Origin of the sequence: Bradyrhizobium sp. SZCCT0231 (genome assembly GCF_018130245.1) — a bacterium.
GTDB lineage: Bacteria > Pseudomonadota > Alphaproteobacteria > Rhizobiales > Xanthobacteraceae > Bradyrhizobium > Bradyrhizobium japonicum_F.
In genome coordinates this window covers 210,736-231,553 of sequence record NZ_JAFCKP010000006.1, presented here as the reverse complement: position 1 = coordinate 231,553, position 20,818 = coordinate 210,736, and the positions used below count along the sequence as shown (strand labels likewise).

Below are 20,818 nucleotides of genomic sequence, written 5' to 3'. Positions count from 1 at the left end.
TGCCTCAGCCTATCCGCGAGCTCGTGCGAACCCTTCGGACGCGACGTGCGCATATCGGTCCAGCACGTCGTCTGTCGAATAGCTCGGGCGTCGCGCGAACTCCTCCCGCAGGCCCAGCCGTGCAGAGGCTTTCAACCGCTCCGCTGTGGCGACCGCCATCAGGGGATCGAAGCCCAGTTCGCGCAGGCCCGTCGCCACTCCGTCCATTTCGACCGCGCGGCGCTCGGCATGCAGCACGTCGGAGCGGACGCACATGTCGAGGAACTTGCTGAACGTGGTGGCATCCATCGACGCGCAGAGCCCGCGCATGGTTTCATCACGCACGCCGGCGAGCGTTGCCGCGGTCAGCGCCTCGACCAACAGCGCTTCCATGCCTTTCGTCACCACGCTTCTCAGCATCTTCACCGCTGCTGCCGTTCCGGCTTCGGGGCCCGCCACCTCGATGCGGAAGCCGAGCGGCCTGAAGGCCTCGGCGAAGCGCTCGGCGCCGCTGCCGGACGTGTAGAGCGTGACTGCTGCGCCATAGAGATCGACCGAGCCCATCAGGTTGGCGTCCGCGAACACGCCGCCGCGAGCCTCGACGGCTGCGGCGACACTTTTTTTCGACTGCGGGGTCGCGGCGTTGATGTCGACCACGAGACAGCCGGGGCGCATGACCCTGGAAATGGCCTCACCCGTCTCGGCTGCGACTGCAACGACGACAGCAGAAAATATCACATCCACTTCCGACAGATCCTCGAGCCGATCGAGGAGGGTGACGCCACAATCGGCCGCCAGCGCACGAAAGGCCGGCGAGTAGGGCGGCGCGTTGGTCTTGCCCTGGCAGAACGCGACGATCGGCGCTCCGGTCTGGGCCGCGAGGTGTTTTGCGAAACATTGCGCGGCCTCGCCAAATCCGACGAAAGCGACCTTGGGGTGCGGCATGAAGTTTCTCCGTATCGACCGAGGGATGAGGTCTATTCGCGGCTTCACCGCAGCATTGTGCCGGGTTCGCCACAGGAGTCAATGAACCGGTTCATCGAATGCGTCGATTCCGGACAGCTTGTCCGCAATCTTATCCAAATTGGCAGACAAAGCCGTGATGGAGACTTGCTGGGATGAATGAACCGGTTCATAATTTCCTATGATGATGCGTCGGCCGCAAACCGTAAAAGTCAGGGACGTGGCGCGTGAGGCTGGCGTGGCCGTCGGCACGGTCTCCCGCGTGCTCAACGATCATCCCAGGGTCACCCGAGAGCTGCGCGAGCGGGTCGAAAAGGCGATGGCGCATCTCGGCTATGAGGTCGACGTCACGGCGCAGAGCATGCGCGCGGGACGGTCACGGCTCGTCGCCTGCGCCATTCGCGATTTCGACATTCCGCGCTTCGCGCTGTTCATCAAGGAGGCCGAAGCGGTCCTGCGCGAGGCTGGATACACTCTGCTTCTGGCCAGCACCACCAACCGCCCCGACATCGAGATCGGCCTGCTGAGCGCCTTCCGCAGGCGCCGGGTGGACGGCGTGATGATGACGCTGAGCGACGAGCAGCACCGCGGCGTGCGCGAGGCGCTGTCGGCGGCTCCTATGCCGGTCCTGCTCATCGACAGGGACGGCATCGCCACCCTCGATCGAGTCACCGCCGATCATCGCGAGGGGGCGCGCCTTGCGACGACCCATCTGCTTGGCCTCGGGCACTGGCGGATCGCCATGCTCGTCGGCGATCTCAAGGCCTTTCCATCCCGAAGCCGGCTCGAGGGATTTCGTGAGGCGTGTTCGGCGGCGGGCATGGTGCCGCATCCGAGGCTGTTGCGCGACAACGTGCTCTCGGGCGAGGACGCGTATCGGGCGACGGCGTCTCTCATGGCGCTTGCAGAGCCCCCGACGGCGCTGTTCGTGGCGGCGATGGACACGCTCGGCGGTTGCCTGAGGGCGCTACGGACGATGGGCATCGCTGCTGGCGACGGCATTTCGGTGGTGGCCGGCAGCGATTCCGATCTCGCCGAGTTGTACGCGCCGCCCATCACGGCGATCACGTGGGATCTGGCGGCGATGGGCCGCCACGCCGCAACCATGCTCCTGGAGCGGATGCGCGGCGACGAGATTGAGGGCGGCCGTGGTCTTGCCGTGCCGACGGAGCTGATCATTCGCGGGTCGACCCGGCCGCTTCCGAGTTGAGCTCACTCTGCCGAGGCGCGATCCGGCTCCGCGCGATGCGGCTGTCCAGCCAGGCGCCGGCCACGATACCGATGAGGTAGGCCACCAGATTCCATGGTGAGAAGATGCGTCCGAGCAGCAGTGCGCCGGCCGTGGTGAGCCGGAACGCATCGAGCCAGGGCGTGTGCACCAATCGCGAAAACTCGACGAGAACCGCGATCACCACCGCGATGGCAGCAATCTGCGTCCGCGACAGCCGCGGCAGGCAAACCGCGATCAGCAGAAACACCATCATCGCCCACAGCAACGAGCCGCCGTACTTCACGACGAAGGCCGGAAACCCGAGCGGGAAGCCGTACCAGCGCAGCGACAACCCGCAGACGATCACCACCACGGCGAGGGCGGCGCGGATCAGCGATGTTCGGAGCGGTGCAACAGGTTTATCCGGCTGCGCTCCGTGCATTGCTCGCTCCATTGACTCTTTGCCCGCGATGCCCAAAACCGCCAACAGAAGCGTTTTCGAGCGAAGTGGATACCGGTTCGCGTCAAGAAAACGCGTCAAAACAAGAATCTAAAGCCGTTCCGATTTGGAGCGGCTTTAGCCACAAAAGCAACAACCCTGGGGGAAGCCATGAGTCAGACCACCTATGCCGGTTCCGCCGGCGATGCCAAGAGCGCCAGCAAGGGTGCCAAGAGCGCCAGCAAGAGCGACATCGAGACCTCGACCATCCGCGCCATCTCCTGGCGCCTGATTCCGTTCCTGGTGCTGGCCTACTTCTTTTCCTATCTCGACCGGGTCAATCTCGGCTTCGCCGCGCTGACCATGAATGCGGAGCTGAAGTTCACGCCGCTGATCTTCTCCTGGGGCGCCGGCATCTTCTTCATCGGCTACTTCATCTTCGAGGTGCCGAGCAATCTCGCGCTGGAAAAATTCGGCGCCAGCCGCTGGATCGCCCGCATCATGGTGACCTGGGGCATCATCTCCGCCCTGATGGCGATGGTGAGCGGCGTCACGAGCTTCTATGCCCTGCGCTTCCTGCTCGGCGTCGCCGAGGCCGGATTCTTCCCCGGCATCATCCTCTATCTCACCTATTGGTATCCGGCCGAATATCGCGCCCGCTTCCTTGCGGCCTTCGCCGTCGCCGTGCCGGTCTCGACCGTGATCGGCGCGCCGATCTCGGGCCTGCTGCTCGGGCTCGACGGCATGATGGGGCTGAAGGGCTGGCAGTGGCTGTTCATCATCGAGGGCATCCCCTCGGTGCTGCTCGGCATCGTCACCTGGTTCTATCTCACCGACAAGCCGGAGAAAGCGGACTGGCTCTCGGCCGAGCAGAAGGCCTGGCTCAAGGCGAAGCTCGATTCCGAAATCGCGGCCAAGCAGGCGGTGAAGCATTTCTCGCTCGGCGAGGCGCTGTCCTCGCCGAAGGTGATCGCGCTCAGCCTGATCTATTTCGGCTTCGTTGGCGCGCTCTATGGCATGCAGTTCTGGCTGCCGCAGATCGTCAAGGCGTTCGGCCTCACCAACGCGCAAACCGGCTTCGTCACCGCGATCCCGTATCTGTTCGGCACCATCGCCATGGTCCTGTGGGCGCGGCATTCCGATGCGAGCCGCGAGCGCGTCATGCATGTCGGCGCACCGCTGCTGCTCACCGCAATTGCGCTCGGCGTCTCCTCCTATCTGACAGATCCGACGCTCACGATGGCGGTGCTGACGGTGGCTGCGATCGGCGTGTTCTGCTGCTTCGGTGTGTTCTGGACCCTGCCGACCGCCTGGCTCTCCGGCACGGCCGCAGCCGGTGCCATCGCGCTGATCAACTCGATCGGCAACCTCGCCGGCTTCGGCGGGCCCTATCTGATCGGCTGGGTCAAGGAAGCCACGGGCCAGACCTCGACCGGTTTGCTCGTCCTCGCGATCCTGCCGCTGATCGCCGGCATCCTGGTGTTTGTGGGCGGCCACGACAGCAAGCACGAGTTTGTCGGGCAGGGGCGGTAGAGCGGTCCTGATGTCGCCCGGATGGAGCGAATGAAATCCGGGCGACGGACTAATCGGTACTTCTTTGCGAACCAGCCAATCCAAGAAAAACGAGCATCGCGCGGTTGAGACGCAAGAGGTCTTCGTCGTCGAGGCGTCCCACCAACTTTCCGATCTTGGACCTGGGCACAGTGGTGATCTTGTCGACCATCAGCCGGGAGAGGACCCTTAGACCATTGTGTTCCGTCGGGTCGACCGGCAGGCGAAACAGAGGTGCTTCAGTCTCGTTGGTCGTGAAGGCGCAAACCGTGACCGAGTTCGCTGCGTCGAAGCTGTCATCCTGGACGATGACCACTGGGCGCGGCTTTCCTGCGTAGTCTTTGCCGCCAGCAAGTGTCCAGATCTCGCCGCGCTTCATTCTTCGTTCAACATGGAAACGGAGTCGATGAAGGCTTGGTCGTCATATTCCTGAGTGCTCGTCGCGACCGCGAGCGACTGACGATGGGCTTCTGCCTTGAAGGATGCCGAACGCACATCCGGCACCCAGATCTGGATTGGACGCAGCCCCTGTGCACGCAATCGATCGCGGTGGGCCTGCACCTTCAAACGAGACGGCTTGGGCTTTGAAGGGCTCATGGGAAAATTCCCTCCGGTTACATGTAACCTAGCAATAAGCTTCACAAATCTCCAGCGGTGCATATGGCTTCCAATCCTTGCCACCCCTTAACGATCACGCTTTCCTGATGACTGACGATTATTGACTTTTATCAGTGATTAGTCGACATTCCTCTCATTGCAGCCGCAGGAGTATCCTCCGATGTTCGTCCGGTCCGTTTTGTCCAGCTATTCCAAGCTTTTGGCGGGTGTGTCGCTGGCCCTGATGGCCGCTGCGCTGGCCGGGTGCAATGATACCGTCGCCGAAAAGGCCGAGCCGCCGCGGCCGGTTCTGGTGGCGACCGCCCATTATGATGCCGAGACGCCCGAGCGGAGCTTCGTCGGCACCGTCCGGCCCCGGATCGAGAGTGACCTAGGCTTCCGCGTCGCCGGTAAGGTTGCAAAACGCCTCGTGGAAGTCGGCCAGACCGTCGAAATCGGCCAGCCGCTCGCTACCCTCGACGAGGTCGACCTGAAGCTCCAGGCCGAACAGGCGCTGGCCGAGCAGACCGCCGCCACTGGCGTGCTGGCCCAGGCCGCCGCCGCCGAGCAGCGCGCCAAGGACCTGAAGGCCAAGGGCTGGACCACCGACGCGCAGATGGACTCGAGCCGCGCCGCTGCGGACGAAGCCCGCGCCCGCCTGAACCGCGCCGAGCGCGCGCTCGAGCTGAGCAAGAATTCCCTTTCCTACGCGACGCTTGTTGCCGACGCCCGCGGCGTCGTCACCGCAACGCTGATCGAGCCCGGCCAGGTGGTCGCCGCGGGCCAGGCATCGATCCGCGTCGCCCGCTTTGCCGAGAAGGAAGCGGTCGTCGCGATCCCTGAGACGCTGGTTGGACGCGCCAAGTCGGGCGTCGCCAGCGTCACTCTTTGGTCGGAGCCGGACAAGAAGTATGCGGCCAAGCTGCGCGAGATCGCGCCGGCAGCCGACCCGGCCACGCGCACCTATCTGGCGAAGTTCTCGCTGCCGGAAGCCGACGACAAGGTCGCGCTCGGCATGACCGCGACGCTGACGCTGTCGGACGCCGCGACCGAGCGCGTCGCGCGGCTGCCGCTGTCGGCGCTGTTCAACGAAGGCGGCAAGCCGTCCTTCTACGTCGTCGACGACAACGGCGCCGTCACACTGAAGCCGGTGACGGTGAAGTCCTATCAGAGCAACGATGTCGTCATCACGGGCGGCGTGGAAGAGGGCGCCAAGATCGTGGCCCTCGGCGTGCAGAAACTCGATCCGAGCCAGCGGGTGCGGATCGTGTCGTCGCTGTCGTTCTAGGTTTTTTTGTGAGTTACGTCGTGTGAGGTGAGTTTCGGCCTTTGTCCCTAAGCAAAGGCTGAAGCGGCGAAGCGATCCAGAACCTGCCCAGCCCCCTGGATTGCTTCGCTGCCTCGCGACGACGGTTTGAACAGAGCGGCTGTCGTTGTTTGCAACTGGATCGTCTTTCGGAGAGTGCGATGAAGCGCTTCAACCTTTCGGCCTGGGCCGTCAGCCATCCGACGCTAGTGCTCTTCCTGATGCTCGTGCTCGGCGTCGCCGGCTTCTTCTCCTATGAGAAGCTCGGCCGTGCCGAGGATCCGTTCTTCACGGTGAAGGTGGTCAACGTCTCCGTGATCTGGCCGGGCGCGACCGCGCAGGAGATGCAGACGCAGGTCGCCGATCCCATCGAGAAGAAGATCCAGGAGCTGCCCTATTTCGAGAAGGTGCAGACCTACTCAAAGCCCGCCTTCACCGCGCTCCAGGTCACTTTCCGCGACAACACGCCGCCGAAGGACGTGCCCTACCTCTTTTATCTCCTGCGCAAGAAGCTGGTCGACGTGCAGGGCCAGCTGCCGTCCGGCATCCTCGGACCCGTCGTCAACGACGAGTTCTCCGACGTCGATTCCATCCTCTACATGATGACCGGCGACGGCGCCGACTATGCCCAGCTCAAGAAGGTCTCGGAAGGATTCCGTCAGCGCCTGTTGAAGGTGCCTGGTGTCACCAAGGTCGACGTCTACGGCAACCAGGATGAGCGCATCTTCGTCGAGTTCAGCCATGCCAAGCTCGCGACCCTCGGCATCACGCCGCAGGCGCTGTTCGATTCGCTCGCCAAGCAGAACAACGTGACCCCGGCCGGCACGGTCGAGACCTCCTCGCAGCGCGTGCCGCTGCGCGTCACCGGCGCGCTTGATGGCGCCAAGGCTGTCGCCGAGACCCCGGTCGAGAGCAACGGCCGCGTCTTCCGCCTCGGCGATATCGCCAACGTCACCCACGGCTATGTCGATCCGCCGAGTTTCGTCGTCCGCCAGGAAGGCAAGGCCGCGATCGGCGTCGGCGTCGTCACCGCCAAGGGCGCCAACATCCTCGAGCTCGGCAAGGAGGTCGAGAAGGCGACGGCCGAGTTCATGAAGGCCGTGCCGCAGGGCGTCGACGTCAAGCTGATCGCCGACCAGCCCAAGGTGGTCGAGCACGCCGTCGGCGAGTTCGTGCACTCCTTCATGGAAGCGCTCGTCATCGTGCTGTTCGTCTCGTTCCTGGCACTCGGCTGGCGCACCGGCATCGTGGTCGCGCTGTCGGTGCCCTTGGTGCTCGGCATCGTCTTCATCGTCATGAACACGATGTCGCTCGACCTGCACCGCATCACGCTCGGTGCGCTGATCATCGCGCTCGGCCTGCTCGTCGACGACGCCATCATCGCGGTCGAGATGATGGTGGTGAAGATGGAGCAGGGCTGGGACCGCATGCGCGCGGCGTCCTTTGCCTGGGAATCAACTGCGTTTCCGATGCTCACGGGAACGCTGGTCACGGCCGCTGGCTTCCTCCCCATCGGCTTTGCCAATTCGGCGGTCGGCGAATATGCCGGCAGCATCTTCTGGATCGTGGCGATCGCGCTGGTCGCGTCCTGGTTCGTGGCGGTGATCTTCACGCCCTATATCGGCGTCAAGCTGCTGCCTGACATGAAGCACCACAACCACGATCCGCACGCGGTCTACGAGACCCGCATGTACCGGGGCCTGCGCGCCATCGTGCAATGGTGCGTCAACCACCGCATCATCGTGGTGGTCGCCACCGTCGGCGTCTTCGTCGCCTCGATCGTCGGCTTCGGCCACGTCCAGCAGCAGTTCTTCCCGCTGTCGGAGCGGCCCGAGCTGTTCCTGCAGCTGCGCCTGCCCGAGGGCACCGCCTTCAACGTCACCGAGAAGGCGGTGAAGAAGGCCGAGACGCTGCTCAAGGACGACAAGGACATCGAGACCTATACCTCCTATGTCGGCCAGGGCTCGCCGCGCTTCTGGCTCGGCCTCAACCCGCAGCTGCCGAACGAGGCCTTCGCCGAGATCGTCATCGTCGCCAAGGGCGTCGAGGCGCGCGAGCGCATCAAGGCCAAGATCGAAAACGCGGCTGCCGATGGCTTCCTCACCGAGGCGCGCGTGCGCGTCGACCGCTTCAACTTCGGTCCGCCGGTCGGTTTCCCCGTCCAGTTCCGCGTGATCGGCCCCGACGCCAACAAGGTGCGCGAGATCGCGTACCAGGTGCGCGACGTCATGCGGCAGAACAAGAGCGTCAAGGACGTCCAGCTCGACTGGAACGAGCAGTCGCCTTACCTCAAGCTCGTCGTCGACCAGGACCGTGCCCGCGCCATGGGCCTGACCCCGCAGGACGTCTCGCAGGCGCTCGCGATGCTGATCTCGGGCTCGCAGGTCACCACCGTGCGCGACGGCATCGAGAAGGTCGGCGTGGTTGCCCGTGCCATCCCGTCCGAGCGCCTCGATCTCGGCGGCGTCGGTGATCTCACCATCACCTCGCGCAATGGGGTGGCCGTGCCGCTGCAGCAGATCGCCAAGATCGAATATGCCCATGAGGAGCCGATCATGTGGCGGCGCAACCGCGACATGGCGATCACCGTGCGCTCCGACGTCGTCGACGGCGTGCAGGCCCCTGATGTCACCAACCAGATCACGCCGAAGCTGAAGGCGATCAAGGACCATCTCGAGCCGGCCTACCGCATCGAGGCAGGCGGCGCGTTCGAGGAATCGGCGAAGGGCAACGCCTCGATCTTCATCCTCTTCCCGGTGATGGTCATGGTGATGCTGACGCTGCTGATGATCCAGCTGCAGAGCTTCTCGCGCCTGATCCTGGTGTTCCTGACTGCGCCGCTCGGCATCGTCGGTGCCTCGCTCGGCCTCAACGTCGCCAACGCCCCGTTCGGCTTCGTGGCGCTGCTCGGCCTGATCGCGCTCGCCGGCATGATCATGCGCAACACGGTCATCCTGGTCGACCAGATCGAGACCGACGTCTCCCACGGCCTGACCCGGCGCGAGGCGATCGTGGAGGCCACCGTCCGCCGCGCCCGTCCGGTGGTGCTGACGGCGCTGGCCGCCATTCTCGCCATGATCCCGCTGTCGCGCTCGGCCTTCTGGGGCCCGATGGCGATCACCATCATGGGCGGCCTGTTCGTCGCGACCTTCCTGACGCTGCTCTACCTGCCGGGCCTCTACGCCCTGTGGTTCAGGAAGAGCCTGGACGAGGCCGGTACGCCGGAACAGCCTGCCGCGCCGCAGCATGGGAGCGATGACCAGCACGCAATTCCGCTTGCTGAAGCGGCTGAATAAATGAGAAGACTACCGACGAACGAGTCCTGACTGATGGCCCTTATTTCGGAACATATCGAAGTCGACACCCGGGATCGGATCCTCGAGGTGGCCGAGCGGCTGTTCCGCCAGATCGGCTACCAGAAGACCACCGTCGGCGACATCGCCAAGGAGCTCAGGATGAGCCCCGCCAACGTGTATCGCTTCTTCGAATCGAAGAAGGCGATCCACCAGGCGGTGGCCCGTTCGCTGATGGGCGAGGTCGAGCTTGAGGCGCAGCGGATCGTGGCGCGGCCCGGCCCGGTCAAGGAGCGCTTCCGCGAGTTGCTCACCACCATCCATCGCATGAACAGCGAGCGCTATGTCGGCGACAACAAGCTGCACGAGATGGTCGCGATCGCGATGGAGGAGGACTGGGACGTCTGCGTCGCCCATATGGAGTGCATCGCCGGCGTCATCGGCCAGATGATCGCGCAAGGTGTCGCCTCCGGCGAGTTCGAGGCGCCCGACCTGCAACTGGCCTCGCTGTGCGCCTGCACCGCGATGATCCGCTTCTTCCACCCCCAGATGATCGCCCAGTGCGCCACCAAGCCGGGCCCGACCATCGACCAGATGATCGATTTCGTCATCGCGGGTCTGTCGCCGCGCCACTGACGGGCGGGGAAATCTCTCCTATAAGCGAGCTGATGTAGCCCGGATGGAGCGAAGCGCAATCCGGGATGGTTCAGCGTTGCGCTGGCGGCCCCGGATTACGCTTCGCTCCATCCGGGCTACCAGGACCAGGAAAGACTCCGCGGTGACCGACAAAGACCTGTACTTCTACGAGCCCCGCAAGGGCCACGGCCTCAAGCACGATCCCTTCAACGCCATCATCGCGCCGCGGCCGATCGGCTGGATCTCCTCACGCGACGCCAGGGGCCACGTCAACCTCGCGCCCTACAGCTTCTTCAACGCGTTCTGTTACGTGCCGCCGATCATCGGCTTCTCCTCGACCAACTGGAAGGACACGGTCGAGAACATGCAGCAGACCGGCGAGTTCGTCTGGAATCTCGCCACGATGGATCTCGCCAAGCACATGAACGCGACCGCCGCGCATGTCGCGCCCGAGGTCGACGAGTTCGAGATCGCGGGCCTCACCGCCGTGCCCGGCAAGCTCGTCAACGTGCCGCGCGTCGGCGTGAGCCCGGTCGCGTTCGAGTGCAAGGTCTCCGACATCGTCCGCCTCAAGGGTGCCGACGGCAAGGAGGCCGACGCCTGGCTGACGCTGGGCGAAGTCGTTGCCGTCCACATCGACAAGGCCATGATCAAGGACGGCGTCTACCAAACCGCCGCCGCCCGCCCCATCGTCCGTGCCGGCCGCCGCGGCGATTATTTCGAGATCAAGCCGGAAAACATGTTCGAGATGGTACGGCCGGATTAGGCCCGTCTCCCTCAACGCCGTCATTCCGGGGCGCGCCGTCAGGCGCGAGCCCGGAATCCATTCCTCCACCGACACTGCCGCACGATGGATTCCGGGCTCACGCTTCGCGTGCCCCGGAATGACGGCGGAGAGACATTCAGCCCCCAACCCCTCCCGGAACTGCCCCCACGCCCCGGCCGTTATGGCCTGGGCGGCCGCCCGGCCGCGTCAATGTCGCAGGCGAGATGTTCGCCTCCGCCAGCCGATTTCCGCTAAAATGCCCGACAACCGCGCCGATGCATGAGGTCCGCCATGAGCTTCCGCCGCGACACCCTGACAAAGCCGATCTTCGCTCTCGCGCGCGGCGTCTTGCCGGCGATGTCCGATACCGAGCGCGAGGCGCTGGAGGCGGGTGACGTCTGGTGGGATGCCGATCTCTTCACCGGCAACCCTGATTGGTCGAAGCTGCTGAAGGTCCCGCAGGCGACACTGACGGACGAGGAACGGGCCTTCCTCAATGGCCCCGTCGACGAGCTCTGCGCCATGCTCGACGAGTGGAAGGTCTTCTGGGAATTGCGCGACCTGCCGCAGGACGTCTGGCACTTCGTCAAGCGCGAAAAGTTCTTCGGCATGATCATTCCGAAGGAGTTCGGCGGCCTCGGCTTCTCGCCCTATGCGCATTCGGAAGTGGTGCGCAAGATCTCGACCCGCTCGATCGCGGCTGCGGTCACCGTGATGGTGCCGAACTCGCTCGGTCCCGGCGAGCTCCTGATGCGCTTCGGCACCAGGGAGCAGCAGCAGCGCTGGCTGCCGCGGCTCGCCGATGGCCGCGACATTCCCTGCTTCGGCCTCACCAGCCCCGAGGCCGGCTCCGATGCCGCCTCGATGGTCGACACCGGCATCATCTGCAAAGCCATTTTCGAGGACCGCGAGGTCGTCGGCCTCAGGCTCAATTGGCACAAGCGCTACATCACGCTCGGTCCGGTCGCGACGCTGCTCGGTCTCGCCTTCAAGGCCTACGATCCCGATCATCTCGTCGGCGATCAGGACGAGCTCGGCATCACCGTGGCGCTGATCCCGACCAATCTGCCCGGCGTCGAGATCGGCCAGCGCCATCTGCCGTCGATGCAGGTGTTTCAGAACGGCCCGAATTGGGGCCGCGACGTCTTCATTCCGCTCGACTACGTCATCGGCGGCAAGGAGCGGCTCGGGCAGGGCTGGAAGATGCTGATGACCGCGCTCGCCGCCGGCCGCGGCATCTCGCTGCCGTCGCTTTCCGCGGCCGGCGCCGCCTATGCCGCGCGCACCACCGGCGCCTATGCCCGCATCCGCGAGCAGTTCGGCATCTCCATCTCCAAGTTCGAAGGCGTCGAGGAGCCGCTCGCGCGCATCGTCGCCACCGCCTATCAGCTCGATGCGGCACGCCGGCTGACCTGCGCGGCGCTCAACGCCGGCGTTCATCCCGCCGTCATCTCCGGCATCATGAAGCTGCACGCGACCGAGCGGATGCGCATCGCCGTCGACGACGCCATGGACATCCATGGCGGCAAGGCCGTGATCGACGGTCCGCAAAACTATCTCGGCAATCTGCATCGCGCCGTGCCGGTCGGCATCACCGTGGAAGGGGCCAACATCCTGACCCGCAATCTCATCGTGTTCGGGCAGGGGGCCATCCGCGCTCATCCCTATCTCCTCGACGAGATGAACGCGCTCGCTGATCCCAATCGCGAGCGCGGGCTCACCGCGTTCGACAAGGCGTTCTGGAAGCATGTCGGCCATAGTTTCCGGACACTGGTCCGCGCCTTCGGCCGCAGCTGGACCTTTGGCGCCTTCGCGCCGGCGCCCGATGCCGGCGATGCCACGCCATTTTACCGGCAGCTCTCGCGCTACTCCGCGGCCTTTGCGCTCTGCGCCGACATGGCGCTGCTGACGCTCGGCGGCGCGCTCAAGCGCAGGGAGATGCTGTCGGCCCGCTTCGGCGACATCCTGTCCGAGCTCTATCTGCTCTCGGCCGCGCTGAAGCGCTGGCACGATGAAGGCCGGCAGAAGGAGGATTTTGCCGCGCTGGAATGGTGCATGGCCACCGGCTTCCGCACTATCGAGAACCGGCTTGCCGAAATCCTCGCCAATCTACCCAACCGCCTTGTCGCAGGCTTCCTCAGGCTCGTGGTCCAACCGTTCGGCGCGCGCGTGCTCGGCCCCTCCGACCGCGTCGTGCACCGATGCGCTGCCATCGTGCTGGAGCCGTCGGCGGCACGCGAGCGCCTCACGCCGGATCTGGCCCATGTCGATGACGACGGCGGCTTTACCCGGCTGGAGCGCGCATTCAAGCTGGTCGCGGCTACGGATGCGATCGCCAGGCGCCTGCGCGCGGCTCATATCCGCGGCTGGGAGGAGGCCGTCAGCAAGGGCGTGATCACACAGGCCGAGGGCGAGCAACTCGCCGCTGCCCGCGAAGCCGTCACAAAAGTGATCGAAGTCGACGATTTCACGCCGGATGCGCTGTCGCCGATTTACAAGAAAACCGTCAACGTGCATCAGTTCTTCCAGGAACTCGGTGAGCAGAGGGCGGCGAGCTGATGGCACGACCGGTATTCATCGTCGACGGCAGCCGGACGCCGTTCTTGAAGGCGCGTTCGGGGCCCGGTCCGTTCACGCCGGTCGATCTTGCCGTGCAGTGCGGCCGGCCGCTGCTGGCGCGCCAGCCGTTTGCACCTGACAGCTTCGATCAGGTCATCCTCGGCTGCGTCAACGTGATCGCGGACGAGATGAATCCGGCCCGCGTCGCCGCGCTCCGGCTCGGCATGGGCGAGGACATGGTCGCCTTCACCGTGCAGATCAATTGCGGCTCCGGCATGCAGTCGATCGACACCGCCTACCGCTACATCCGCGAAGGTCATGCCGACATGATCCTCGCCGGCGGCACCGAGGCGCTCAGCCACGCGCCGCTGGTCTGGCCGAATTCCGGCGTGCGCTGGTTCGCCGGCCTTGCCACCGCCAAAGGCGTTGCCGCGAAGATCGCAGCAACCTTCAAGCTGCGACCGCGCTATCTCAAGCCGATCATCGGCCTCGAGCGCGGGCTGACCGATCCCGTCACCGATCTGAACATGGGCCAGACCGCCGAGGTCGTCGGCCATCTCTTCGGCATCACGCGCGCACAGTCCGATGCCTATGCCGCCGAGAGCCATCGCCGGCTCGCGCATGCGCAAAGCGCGGGTTATTTGAAAGGCGAAGTCGAGACCGCGTTCTCGCGCGACGGCAAGTTCTTCGATCACGACGACGGCGTGCGGCCGGATTCGACAGCTGAAACGCTGGCAAAACTGAGACCGGTGTTCGAGCGTCCCTGGGGACAGGTCACGGCGGGCAATTCCTCGCAAATCACCGACGGCGCCTCCTGGGTGATCCTTGCTTCGGATGCTGCGGTCGCCAAGCACAAGCTGACGCCGAAGGCCGTCATCGTCGACAGCCATTGGGCAGCGCTCGATCCCAGCATCATGGGGCTCGGCCCCGTGATGTCGGTGACGCCGCTGCTCCAGCGCAACGACCTCACCATCAAGGACGTCGAGACCTGGGAGCTGAACGAGGCCTTCGCGACGCAAGTGCTCGGCTGTCTCGCCGCCTGGAACGACGACAAGTTCTGCCGTGAGATTCTCGGCCTCGATGGCGCCGCCGGCGAGATCGACCGTGAAAAGCTCAACGTCGATGGCGGCGCGATTTCGCTCGGCCATCCCGTCGGCACCTCCGGCAATCGTATCGTGCTGCACCTCGTCAACGCGATGAAGCGGCTCGGCACGCGGCGCGGCGTTGCCACCGAATGCATCGGCGGTGGGCTCGGCGGCGCCATGCTGATCGAGACGGTGTGACCATGGATTCCAAGATCATGACCGCGCTCGGCGATCGCGTGCTGACACTCGGGCCGCAGCCGGCGCAAGACAGTCCCTACAAGCACTTCAAGCTGACGCGCGATGCGGACGGCGTCGCCTGGCTGCTGTTCGATCGCACTGATGCAAGCGCCAACACGCTCTCCTCCGACGTGATGGAGGAGTTCGACGCGGTGCTTGCGGCGATCGAGACCGAGCGTCCGGCCGGCCTCGTCATCCGCTCGGCAAAACCGTCCGGCTTCATTGCCGGCGCCGACGTCAACGAATTCCGCGGCGCCAGCGATCCCGACATGGTGGAGACGCGTATCCGCGCCGCGCATGCGGTGGTCGATCATCTGGAAGCCTTGAGGCTGCCGACGGTCGCGGTGATCCATGGCTTCTGTCTCGGCGGCGGGCTCGAGGTGGCGCTGGCCTGCCAGGCGCGCATCGCCATCGATGGTGCGCGCTTCGGCTTCCCGGAGGTGATGCTCGGCCTGCATCCCGGCCTCGGTGGCACCGCGCGGTTCACCGCGCTGGTCAATCCGACCCAGTCGACGGCGCTGATGCTGACCGGCCGTACCATCGATGCGCGCCGCGCCAAGGTGCTCGGCCTCGTCGACACCGTGACGCAGGAGCGGCACGTCCAGGGCGCGGTGAAGGATGCGCTGTTCGGCCGTCTGAAGCGGGCCAAGCCCGGTCTGCTCACGCGCGCTGCCAATCTCGGCCCGGTGCGTGGCCTGCTGGCCAGGCGCATGCGCGCGGAGGCCGCGAAGGCTGCATCCCGCGAGCACTATCCCGCGCCTTACGCGCTGATCGATCTCTGGGAGGCCCATGGCGGCAGCAAGGCCGCGATGCTGAAGGCGGAGCAGGCCTCCTTCGCCAGGCTGATGGTGACGCCGACCGCGCAGAACCTGATCCGCGTCTTCTTCCTGCGCGAGCAGATGAAGAAGGCGGCAGGCTCCGGCAGCACGGTGAAACATGTCCACGTCATCGGCGCCGGCGCCATGGGCGGCGACATCGCGGCCTGGTGTGCGGGGCAGGGGCTGCGCGTCTCGCTCGCCGACATGAAGGCGGAGCCGATCGCAGGCGCGGTGAAGCGCGCCGCCGAGCTCTACGGCAAGATCATCCGCAAGCCCACGGATGTGCGCGACGCGCTCGATCGCCTCATCCCCGACATGGACGGGGAGGGCGTCCGCAATGCCGATCTCATCATCGAAGCGGTGCCGGAGAAGCTGGAGCTGAAGCAGAAGGTCTATGCCGGGCTCGAGCCAAGGATGAAACCGGGCGCGATCCTCGCGACCAACACGTCGAGCATTCCGCTTCAGGATCTGCGCACCACGCTGGCGCGGCCGGAGCGGCTCGTCGGCCTGCATTTCTTCAATCCGGTATCGCGGCTGCAGCTGGTCGAGGTCGTCAGCCATGACGGCAACGATCCTCAGGTTCTGAGGGAGGCGCTCGCCTTCGTCGGTGCGATCGACCGCCTGCCGCTCACGGTGAAGAGCTCGCCCGGCTTCCTCGTCAACCGCGCGCTGACGCCGTATATGCTGGAAGCGATGGTGATGCTGGACGAAAAGATCGACCAGCGCCTGATCGACGCCGCGGCCGAGCAGTTCGGTATGCCGATGGGGCCGATCGAGCTCGCCGATCAGGTCGGGCTCGACATCTGCCTCGACGTCGGCGACATGCTGCGGACGAAGTTCGGCGATCTGCTGCCGCCGACGCCGGCCTGGCTGCGCGAGAAAGTCGCCAAGGGTGAGCTCGGCCGCAAGGCCGGCAAAGGTTTTTACACCTGGAAGGACGGCAAGGCGGAGAAGACGCCATTGCCGGAGACCGGTCCGCGCGTCACCGACCAGATGATCGATCGCCTGGTGCTGCCGATGTCCAATGTCTGCGTCGCGGCGCTGCGCGAGGGCGTCGTCGACGACGCCGATGCGGTCGATGGCGCCATGATCTTCGGCACGGGTTATGCACCATTCCGCAGCGGTCCGCTGAACTATGCGCGCACGCGCGGCGCGGAAAACATTGTATCCACCCTGCGTGCGCTGGCGGAGCGATTCGGCGCGCGCTTCGCGCCCGATCCGGGCTGGGACAATTTCAAGTGAGCAATCTCGAGTGAGAGAGGCATGAACGAACAAGCCAATACCGGGCCGAGCGGCGATCTCTGCATCCGCACGCTGGCGATGCCGGCCGACACCAACGCCAACGGCGATATCTTCGGCGGCTGGCTGCTCAGCCAGATGGACGTCGGCGGCGGCGTGTTCGCCTCGAAGGTCGCGCGGTCGCGCACCGTGACGGTCGCGATCGAGGCGATGAATTTTCGCAAAGCGGTCTATGTCGGCGATCTCGTTTCGGTCTACGCCAATCTCGTGCGCGTCGGGCGCACCTCGCTGACCGTGCATCTCGAGGCCTGGGCATTGCGGCGCAAGGAGCTTCACCCGTTCCTCGTCACCGACGGCCATTTCACCTACGTCTCGATCGACGACCACGGCCGTCCGCAGGCGATCCAGCGAAACGATCCGCCGATCGCGACGTAGTCGCGCGCGACGCTCTGCCTCATCTCACGAAAACGCAGCAAGCGCCGCCAAACGCGGCGCCGATGCGTCGTTCTCGTCGCGGCTTCGCCAAAAACCAGTCATAAAACGGATGAGGTCCCGGCGTACTCAATTGCGTGTCGATTCGGGGTGGAAACGGCCTCAAATGCCTGAGGAACCTTTGGGCAGGAGCACCGTTATTTGCCCGCACTGAGGAATCCACGGACCATGCCGGACAGCTACATCATCGAAGTCGATTCGCAGACCGCAGGTATCGTCGTTCGTTCCCAAGGAGGCTACTGTTTCTTCGCCTCAGCCCACCGGTTCAACCGTCTCGAAGGCCAGCTCTTCCGCAACGCGCGCGAAGCCGAGCGCGCCGCACGCAGGCTGGTGAACGGCGATGTGAAGGAGGCGGCGTAAGCGCCTGCCGCCGGTGATTTCGACGCGCGAAGCGTGGTCGGAATTTTTTGCCGCCCCTTCCTTCTCCCTCTGTGGGAGAAGGTGGCATAGGCCGCCTCCGGCGGCCGTGCCTTAAGAGAACGCCGAAGCAAAGCTTCGGCTATGGCGCCGGATGAGGGGTATCTTTCGGCGCATTCAAAAGTCAGAGGAGTGCTCGCTGAGGCAACCCCTCACCCGGCTTCGCTTTGCGAAGCCACCCTCTCCCACAAGGGGAGAGGGTAAGAACGTCATCACAGCTTCGTCGCAGCGCGCGACAAGAGCTTCCACTCGTCGCCCTGCTTCTGCCAGTTCATCAGGATGTGAAGGTTGGTCGATACTTTCTTCCCATCGGCCGCCATCTCCTGCTCGCCCAGCCAGTGGAATCGCACGATGGCTGCGGGGCCGACGACCTTGATGGTCGGGTCCTTGTATTCGATCGACAGAAACTTTGATTTGCCGTCAGTGGCGTTGGCGATGAAGGTCGCCTTGTCCTCGACCTTGCCGCTGGAATGGCTGTAGCTCAGATCGTCCCAGCACAGTGCACCAAGTGCCTTCGGGTCGGCCGCGATCTGGGCGAGGCGGAAGGCCTCGACCTTCTTCGCCACGGCTTCCTCGTCCGCCGAAGCGGCGAGCGCCGGCGTTGCGAACGCAAGCGCAGAGACGGCGAGGGTCGAGAGAGCCAGATCGCGTCGGTTGATCGTCATCGTTTCCTCCTTTTTGATCTTGGCCAGAGTGTTGCAGCCGCGCGCAGCTTTGTCGAGTGTCACGTGGCGGTCATGTGGATGCGTCATTGCGCGATCGAGGTCGTATTGATACGTCTTCCGTATCGATGCGTCGCGCATTTGGGAAAGTACGGAAATGATCGAGGCCAGCTACGATGCGATGGGCAGGGCGCTGTTGTTCGACATCGACGGCACGCTCGCCGACACCGATCCGTTGCACCTGAAGGCCTTCAACCAGGTGCTCGGTCCTCACGGCCATGTTTTCGATCACGCGCGCTTCTCCCGGGAGCTGCAGGGCTTCGCCAATGTCGCGATCGGTGAGCGCTTTCTGTCCCACGAGGCGCCGGAGCGGCGCGCCCTGATCCTCGACGAGAAGGAGGAAGTCTTCCGCACGCTGGTGGCCGGGCAGATCGCACCGCTGCCCGGCCTGATGGCGCTGCTCGACCGGGCCGACAGTGCCGGCATCCCCATGGTCGCCGTGACCAACGCGCCGCGTCTCAACGCCGAGCTGCTGCTCTCCGGCCTCGGCATCACGCATCGCTTCAGGGCGCTCGTGATCGGCGCCGAGCTGCCGCACGGCAAGCCGCATCCGCTGCCCTATCAGGAAGGGCTGCGTTTCGTCGGCGCGAGGCCGGAAACCTCGATCGCATTCGAGGACTCCCGCACCGGCGTCCAGTCCGCAGCGGCGGCCGGCATTCCGACCATCGGCATTCGCACCAGCCTCAGCCATGCTGACCTGGTTGCATCAGGCGCGGTCACGTCCGCCAGCGCCTTCGACGACCCGGTGCTGCTCGCGCGTCTTGCGGGCGCCATGACTTGGTAAGAAGTGCCTTGGTAAGAAATGCCTTGGTAAGAAATGGCGTGGTGAGGCCCCTTCATCCATTAACCGTGATCGGCGCGCGCATTGACCGAAGGCGCGAACCGCCGCACCATGCATCATTCTGATTTGAGGCCGTTGCCGTGACCGGACTGACCCATCGCCAAGCCGAAATCCTCAACATCGCGCGGGCCTCCGGCCGTGTCATGGTCGAGGAACTCGCGCGCCGGTTCGAGGTGTCCGCGCAGACCATCCGCAAGGATCTCAACGATCTCTGCGAGCGGAGATCGCTGACCCGCATCCATGGCGGCGCCATCATCGCCTCTGGCGTCGAAAATCTCGCCTATGAGGCGCGCCGTTTCGTTGCCGCCGACGAGAAGAAGGCCATTGGCGCCGCCGCCGCATCGCTGATCCCGAACGGCTGCTCGCTCTTCATCAACATCGGCACCACGACCGAGGAGGTCGCGAGCGCGCTGACCTCGCACGAGGACCTCCTCGTCATCACCAACAATCTCAACGTCGCGATGCTGCTCTACCGCCATCCCCGCATCGAGGTGGTGGTTGCCGGCGGCACGGTGCGGCGCGCCGATGGCGCGGTGGTCGGATCGACCGCGACGCAGCTGATCGGCCAGTTCAAGGTCGACTACGCCATCATCGGCGCGTCTGCGATCGACGAGGAGGGCGCGCTGCTCGACTTCGACTATCGCGAGGTGCAGGTGGCGCAGGCCATCATCGCCAATGCCCGCAGCGTCATGCTGGTCGCCGATTCCACCAAGCTTCGCCGCAGCGCGCCGGTGCGCATCGCCCACATCACCCAGATCCAGACCTTCGTCACCGATCAGGAGCTGCCCGAGCGCCTCGCCACCATCTGCCACAGCAAGGGCATCGAAGTGGTGGAAGCGCTGCCGAAGGGCGCGGACATCGACGATGCGCCGGCCGATGCCCAGGATGCGGCACCGGAAGCCGCGCCGGTGGTGCGGCTGCGATAGGTCTTATACGTCGTCCCACGGATTGAGCAGCCGGACGCCGAACGCCGCAAAATCCTTCACATTGCGCGTGACGAGCGTGAGGTTGTTCGCGAGCGCGGTCGCCGCAAAGAAGCCGTCCATGACGGACAGCGCAACGCCGCTTCTGCGGCTCTGAGCCATCAGGTCGCCCCAGTGCTCCGCCGCGGCGTGGTCGATCGGCAGGACGCGTTCGGCAAACCGCGCAGGCAGATCGTGGGCAAGCCAGGCGGCCAGCGCCGTGCGCCGGCGGCCATCCTCCAGCAATGCGATGCCGTGGCGAAGCTCGGCGATCGAGGCGACGCTGATGAACGCGCGATCCTCATCGATCGTATCCAGCCACGCCAGAACTTTCGGCGAAGGCGCGGGCCGCTGAACCTCCGAGAGCACGTTGGTGTCGAGCAACAGGTTCACGGCATTTCGTCGCGTGGTGTGTCGTGCACGCGCTCGAGGTCGAGGTCGGCGCCGCGCAGCGGCGATGCCAACAGGAATTCGGCCAAGGTGCCTTTGCGCGCAGTCTTGCGCGCCCATTCCTCCGCGGAGACGACAACCGCATTCGGCTTGCCGTGACGGGTGATGACCTGCGGGCCGGTCTGGGCGCGGTCGATCACCTCGGACAGTCGTGCCTTGGCGTTGGCAAGCGTCCAAGTGTCATCAGTCGGAAGCGTGTCGGGGGCAGTGTTGCGATCGGCCATGCGAGCTGGAACCAATATGACTACTATGACTA

The 20,818-nt window shown here is 65.0% G+C and carries 20 protein-coding genes; 13 read left to right on the top strand and 7 right to left on the bottom strand.

Features of this window, described 5'->3' with window-relative positions:
* Nucleotides 1–9 precede the first annotated feature (9 nt).
* Nucleotides 10–924 carry an NAD(P)-dependent oxidoreductase gene (locus tag JQ566_RS17770; protein ID WP_212373947.1) on the bottom strand — a complete coding sequence of 305 codons (915 nt, stop codon included), beginning with the start codon at nucleotides 922–924 and terminating at the stop codon, nucleotides 10–12.
* Nucleotides 925–1,126: 202 nt separating this feature from the next.
* Here JQ566_RS17770 and JQ566_RS17765 point away from each other — a divergent pair, with 202 nt between their 5' ends.
* On the top strand, nucleotides 1,127–2,152 hold the full coding sequence (locus JQ566_RS17765; RefSeq protein ID WP_249139526.1) for a LacI family DNA-binding transcriptional regulator: 1,026 nt from the start codon (nucleotides 1,127–1,129) through the stop codon (nucleotides 2,150–2,152).
* Here the strand turns inward: JQ566_RS17765 and JQ566_RS17760 are convergent.
* On the bottom strand, nucleotides 2,118–2,594 hold the full coding sequence (locus JQ566_RS17760; protein WP_212374122.1) for a ribosomal maturation YjgA family protein: 477 nt from the start codon (nucleotides 2,592–2,594) through the stop codon (nucleotides 2,118–2,120). The genes JQ566_RS17765 and JQ566_RS17760 overlap by 35 nt on opposite strands.
* Nucleotides 2,595–2,762: 168 nt before the next feature.
* On the opposite strand from JQ566_RS17760, the gene JQ566_RS17755 reads away from it, so the two are divergent.
* Nucleotides 2,763–4,124, top strand: a complete 1,362-nt coding sequence (locus JQ566_RS17755) for an MFS transporter (RefSeq protein WP_212373943.1) — start codon at nucleotides 2,763–2,765, stop codon at nucleotides 4,122–4,124.
* Between the two features lie 49 nt (nucleotides 4,125–4,173).
* On the opposite strand, the gene JQ566_RS17750 is transcribed toward JQ566_RS17755, so the two are convergent.
* Both JQ566_RS17750 and JQ566_RS17745 read right to left on the bottom strand, forming a co-directional pair.
* Nucleotides 4,174–4,521, bottom strand: coding sequence for a type II toxin-antitoxin system PemK/MazF family toxin (locus tag JQ566_RS17750; protein ID WP_212373941.1), 348 nt, complete (start codon nucleotides 4,519–4,521; stop codon nucleotides 4,174–4,176).
* The gene (locus tag JQ566_RS17745) at nucleotides 4,518–4,739 is read right to left on the bottom strand and encodes an antitoxin MazE family protein (protein WP_212373939.1); all 222 of its coding nucleotides are present in this window, start codon (nucleotides 4,737–4,739) and stop codon (nucleotides 4,518–4,520) included. The genes JQ566_RS17750 and JQ566_RS17745 overlap by 4 nt, the downstream gene beginning before the upstream one ends.
* Before the next feature lie 181 nt (nucleotides 4,740–4,920).
* On the opposite strand from JQ566_RS17745, the gene JQ566_RS17740 reads away from it, so the two are divergent.
* The 9 genes from JQ566_RS17740 to JQ566_RS17700 all read left to right on the top strand — a co-directional run bounded on the left by JQ566_RS17740 (nucleotide 4,921) and on the right by JQ566_RS17700 (nucleotide 17,530).
* The gene (locus JQ566_RS17740; RefSeq protein WP_212373937.1) at nucleotides 4,921–6,027 is read left to right on the top strand and encodes an efflux RND transporter periplasmic adaptor subunit; all 1,107 of its coding nucleotides are present in this window, start codon (nucleotides 4,921–4,923) and stop codon (nucleotides 6,025–6,027) included.
* A gap of 179 nt (nucleotides 6,028–6,206) precedes the next feature.
* The gene (locus tag JQ566_RS17735; protein ID WP_212373935.1) at nucleotides 6,207–9,341 is read left to right on the top strand and encodes an efflux RND transporter permease subunit; all 3,135 of its coding nucleotides are present in this window, start codon (nucleotides 6,207–6,209) and stop codon (nucleotides 9,339–9,341) included.
* A gap of 33 nt (nucleotides 9,342–9,374) precedes the next feature.
* Nucleotides 9,375–9,974, top strand: a complete 600-nt coding sequence (locus JQ566_RS17730; protein WP_212373933.1) for a TetR/AcrR family transcriptional regulator — start codon at nucleotides 9,375–9,377, stop codon at nucleotides 9,972–9,974.
* A gap of 142 nt (nucleotides 9,975–10,116) precedes the next feature.
* Complete coding sequence (locus tag JQ566_RS17725; protein WP_212373931.1) at nucleotides 10,117–10,740, top strand: flavin reductase family protein; 624 nt, start codon at nucleotides 10,117–10,119, stop codon at nucleotides 10,738–10,740.
* 291 nt (nucleotides 10,741–11,031) lie between these two features.
* A complete protein-coding gene (locus tag JQ566_RS17720; protein ID WP_212373929.1) occupies nucleotides 11,032–13,299 on the top strand; it encodes an acyl-CoA dehydrogenase in 2,268 nt (755 codons plus the stop codon).
* Complete coding sequence (locus JQ566_RS17715) at nucleotides 13,299–14,582, top strand: acetyl-CoA C-acetyltransferase (RefSeq protein ID WP_212373927.1); 1,284 nt, start codon at nucleotides 13,299–13,301, stop codon at nucleotides 14,580–14,582. The genes JQ566_RS17720 and JQ566_RS17715 overlap by 1 nt, the downstream gene beginning before the upstream one ends.
* A gap of 2 nt (nucleotides 14,583–14,584) precedes the next feature.
* Nucleotides 14,585–16,681: a 3-hydroxyacyl-CoA dehydrogenase NAD-binding domain-containing protein gene (locus JQ566_RS17710; protein WP_212373925.1), complete on the top strand. Its 2,097-nt coding sequence runs from the start codon at nucleotides 14,585–14,587 to the stop codon at nucleotides 16,679–16,681.
* Nucleotides 16,682–16,702: 21 nt separating this feature from the next.
* Entirely contained in the window at nucleotides 16,703–17,113 is a 411-nt protein-coding gene (locus JQ566_RS17705; protein ID WP_212373923.1) for an acyl-CoA thioesterase, read from the top strand.
* A 225-nt stretch (nucleotides 17,114–17,338) separates the two neighbouring features.
* Nucleotides 17,339–17,530: a hypothetical protein gene (locus tag JQ566_RS17700; RefSeq protein WP_212373920.1), complete on the top strand. Its 192-nt coding sequence runs from the start codon at nucleotides 17,339–17,341 to the stop codon at nucleotides 17,528–17,530.
* A gap of 269 nt (nucleotides 17,531–17,799) precedes the next feature.
* On the opposite strand, the gene JQ566_RS17695 is transcribed toward JQ566_RS17700, so the two are convergent.
* A complete protein-coding gene (locus JQ566_RS17695; RefSeq protein WP_124163309.1) occupies nucleotides 17,800–18,252 on the bottom strand; it encodes a nuclear transport factor 2 family protein in 453 nt (150 codons plus the stop codon).
* A 154-nt stretch (nucleotides 18,253–18,406) separates the two neighbouring features.
* Between JQ566_RS17695 and JQ566_RS17690 the strand changes: the two genes are divergently transcribed.
* Nucleotides 18,407–19,093: an HAD family hydrolase gene (locus JQ566_RS17690; RefSeq protein ID WP_212373918.1), complete on the top strand. Its 687-nt coding sequence runs from the start codon at nucleotides 18,407–18,409 to the stop codon at nucleotides 19,091–19,093.
* Nucleotides 19,094–19,230: 137 nt separating this feature from the next.
* Nucleotides 19,231–20,076: a DeoR/GlpR family DNA-binding transcription regulator gene (locus JQ566_RS17685; protein WP_035699976.1), complete on the top strand. Its 846-nt coding sequence runs from the start codon at nucleotides 19,231–19,233 to the stop codon at nucleotides 20,074–20,076.
* A 3-nt stretch (nucleotides 20,077–20,079) separates the two neighbouring features.
* Here the strand turns inward: JQ566_RS17685 and JQ566_RS17680 are convergent, their stop codons facing one another.
* The gene (locus tag JQ566_RS17680) at nucleotides 20,080–20,505 is read right to left on the bottom strand and encodes a type II toxin-antitoxin system VapC family toxin (RefSeq protein WP_212373916.1); all 426 of its coding nucleotides are present in this window, start codon (nucleotides 20,503–20,505) and stop codon (nucleotides 20,080–20,082) included.
* Nucleotides 20,502–20,786 (bottom strand): type II toxin-antitoxin system Phd/YefM family antitoxin, encoded by a 285-nt coding sequence (locus JQ566_RS17675; protein ID WP_212373914.1) that lies wholly within the window; start codon nucleotides 20,784–20,786, stop codon nucleotides 20,502–20,504. Before JQ566_RS17675 ends, JQ566_RS17680 begins: the two co-directional genes overlap by 4 nt.
* Between the last annotated feature and the right edge of the window lie 32 nt (nucleotides 20,787–20,818).

Bases quoted from the DNA above. Each gene is read 5' to 3' on its own strand.
- JQ566_RS17770 (WP_212373947.1), bottom strand. From the start codon at position 924: ATGCCGCACCCCAAGGTCGCTTTCGTCGGATTTGGCGAGGCCGCGCAA.
- JQ566_RS17765 (WP_249139526.1), top strand. From the start codon at position 1,127: ATGATGCGTCGGCCGCAAACCGTAAAAGTCAGGGACGTGGCGCGTGAG.
- JQ566_RS17760 (WP_212374122.1), bottom strand. From the start codon at position 2,594: ATGCACGGAGCGCAGCCGGATAAACCTGTTGCACCGCTCCGAACATCG.
- JQ566_RS17755 (WP_212373943.1), top strand. From the start codon at position 2,763: ATGAGTCAGACCACCTATGCCGGTTCCGCCGGCGATGCCAAGAGCGCC.
- JQ566_RS17750 (WP_212373941.1), bottom strand. From the start codon at position 4,521: ATGAAGCGCGGCGAGATCTGGACACTTGCTGGCGGCAAAGACTACGCA.
- JQ566_RS17745 (WP_212373939.1), bottom strand. From the start codon at position 4,739: ATGAGCCCTTCAAAGCCCAAGCCGTCTCGTTTGAAGGTGCAGGCCCAC.
- JQ566_RS17740 (WP_212373937.1), top strand. From the start codon at position 4,921: ATGTTCGTCCGGTCCGTTTTGTCCAGCTATTCCAAGCTTTTGGCGGGT.
- JQ566_RS17735 (WP_212373935.1), top strand. From the start codon at position 6,207: ATGAAGCGCTTCAACCTTTCGGCCTGGGCCGTCAGCCATCCGACGCTA.
- JQ566_RS17730 (WP_212373933.1), top strand. From the start codon at position 9,375: ATGGCCCTTATTTCGGAACATATCGAAGTCGACACCCGGGATCGGATC.
- JQ566_RS17720 (WP_212373929.1), top strand. From the start codon at position 11,032: ATGAGCTTCCGCCGCGACACCCTGACAAAGCCGATCTTCGCTCTCGCG.
- JQ566_RS17715 (WP_212373927.1), top strand. From the start codon at position 13,299: ATGGCACGACCGGTATTCATCGTCGACGGCAGCCGGACGCCGTTCTTG.
- JQ566_RS17710 (WP_212373925.1), top strand. From the start codon at position 14,585: ATGGATTCCAAGATCATGACCGCGCTCGGCGATCGCGTGCTGACACTC.
- JQ566_RS17705 (WP_212373923.1), top strand. From the start codon at position 16,703: ATGAACGAACAAGCCAATACCGGGCCGAGCGGCGATCTCTGCATCCGC.
- JQ566_RS17700 (WP_212373920.1), top strand. From the start codon at position 17,339: ATGCCGGACAGCTACATCATCGAAGTCGATTCGCAGACCGCAGGTATC.
- JQ566_RS17695 (WP_124163309.1), bottom strand. From the start codon at position 18,252: ATGACGATCAACCGACGCGATCTGGCTCTCTCGACCCTCGCCGTCTCT.
- JQ566_RS17690 (WP_212373918.1), top strand. From the start codon at position 18,407: ATGATCGAGGCCAGCTACGATGCGATGGGCAGGGCGCTGTTGTTCGAC.
- JQ566_RS17675 (WP_212373914.1), bottom strand. From the start codon at position 20,786: ATGGCCGATCGCAACACTGCCCCCGACACGCTTCCGACTGATGACACT.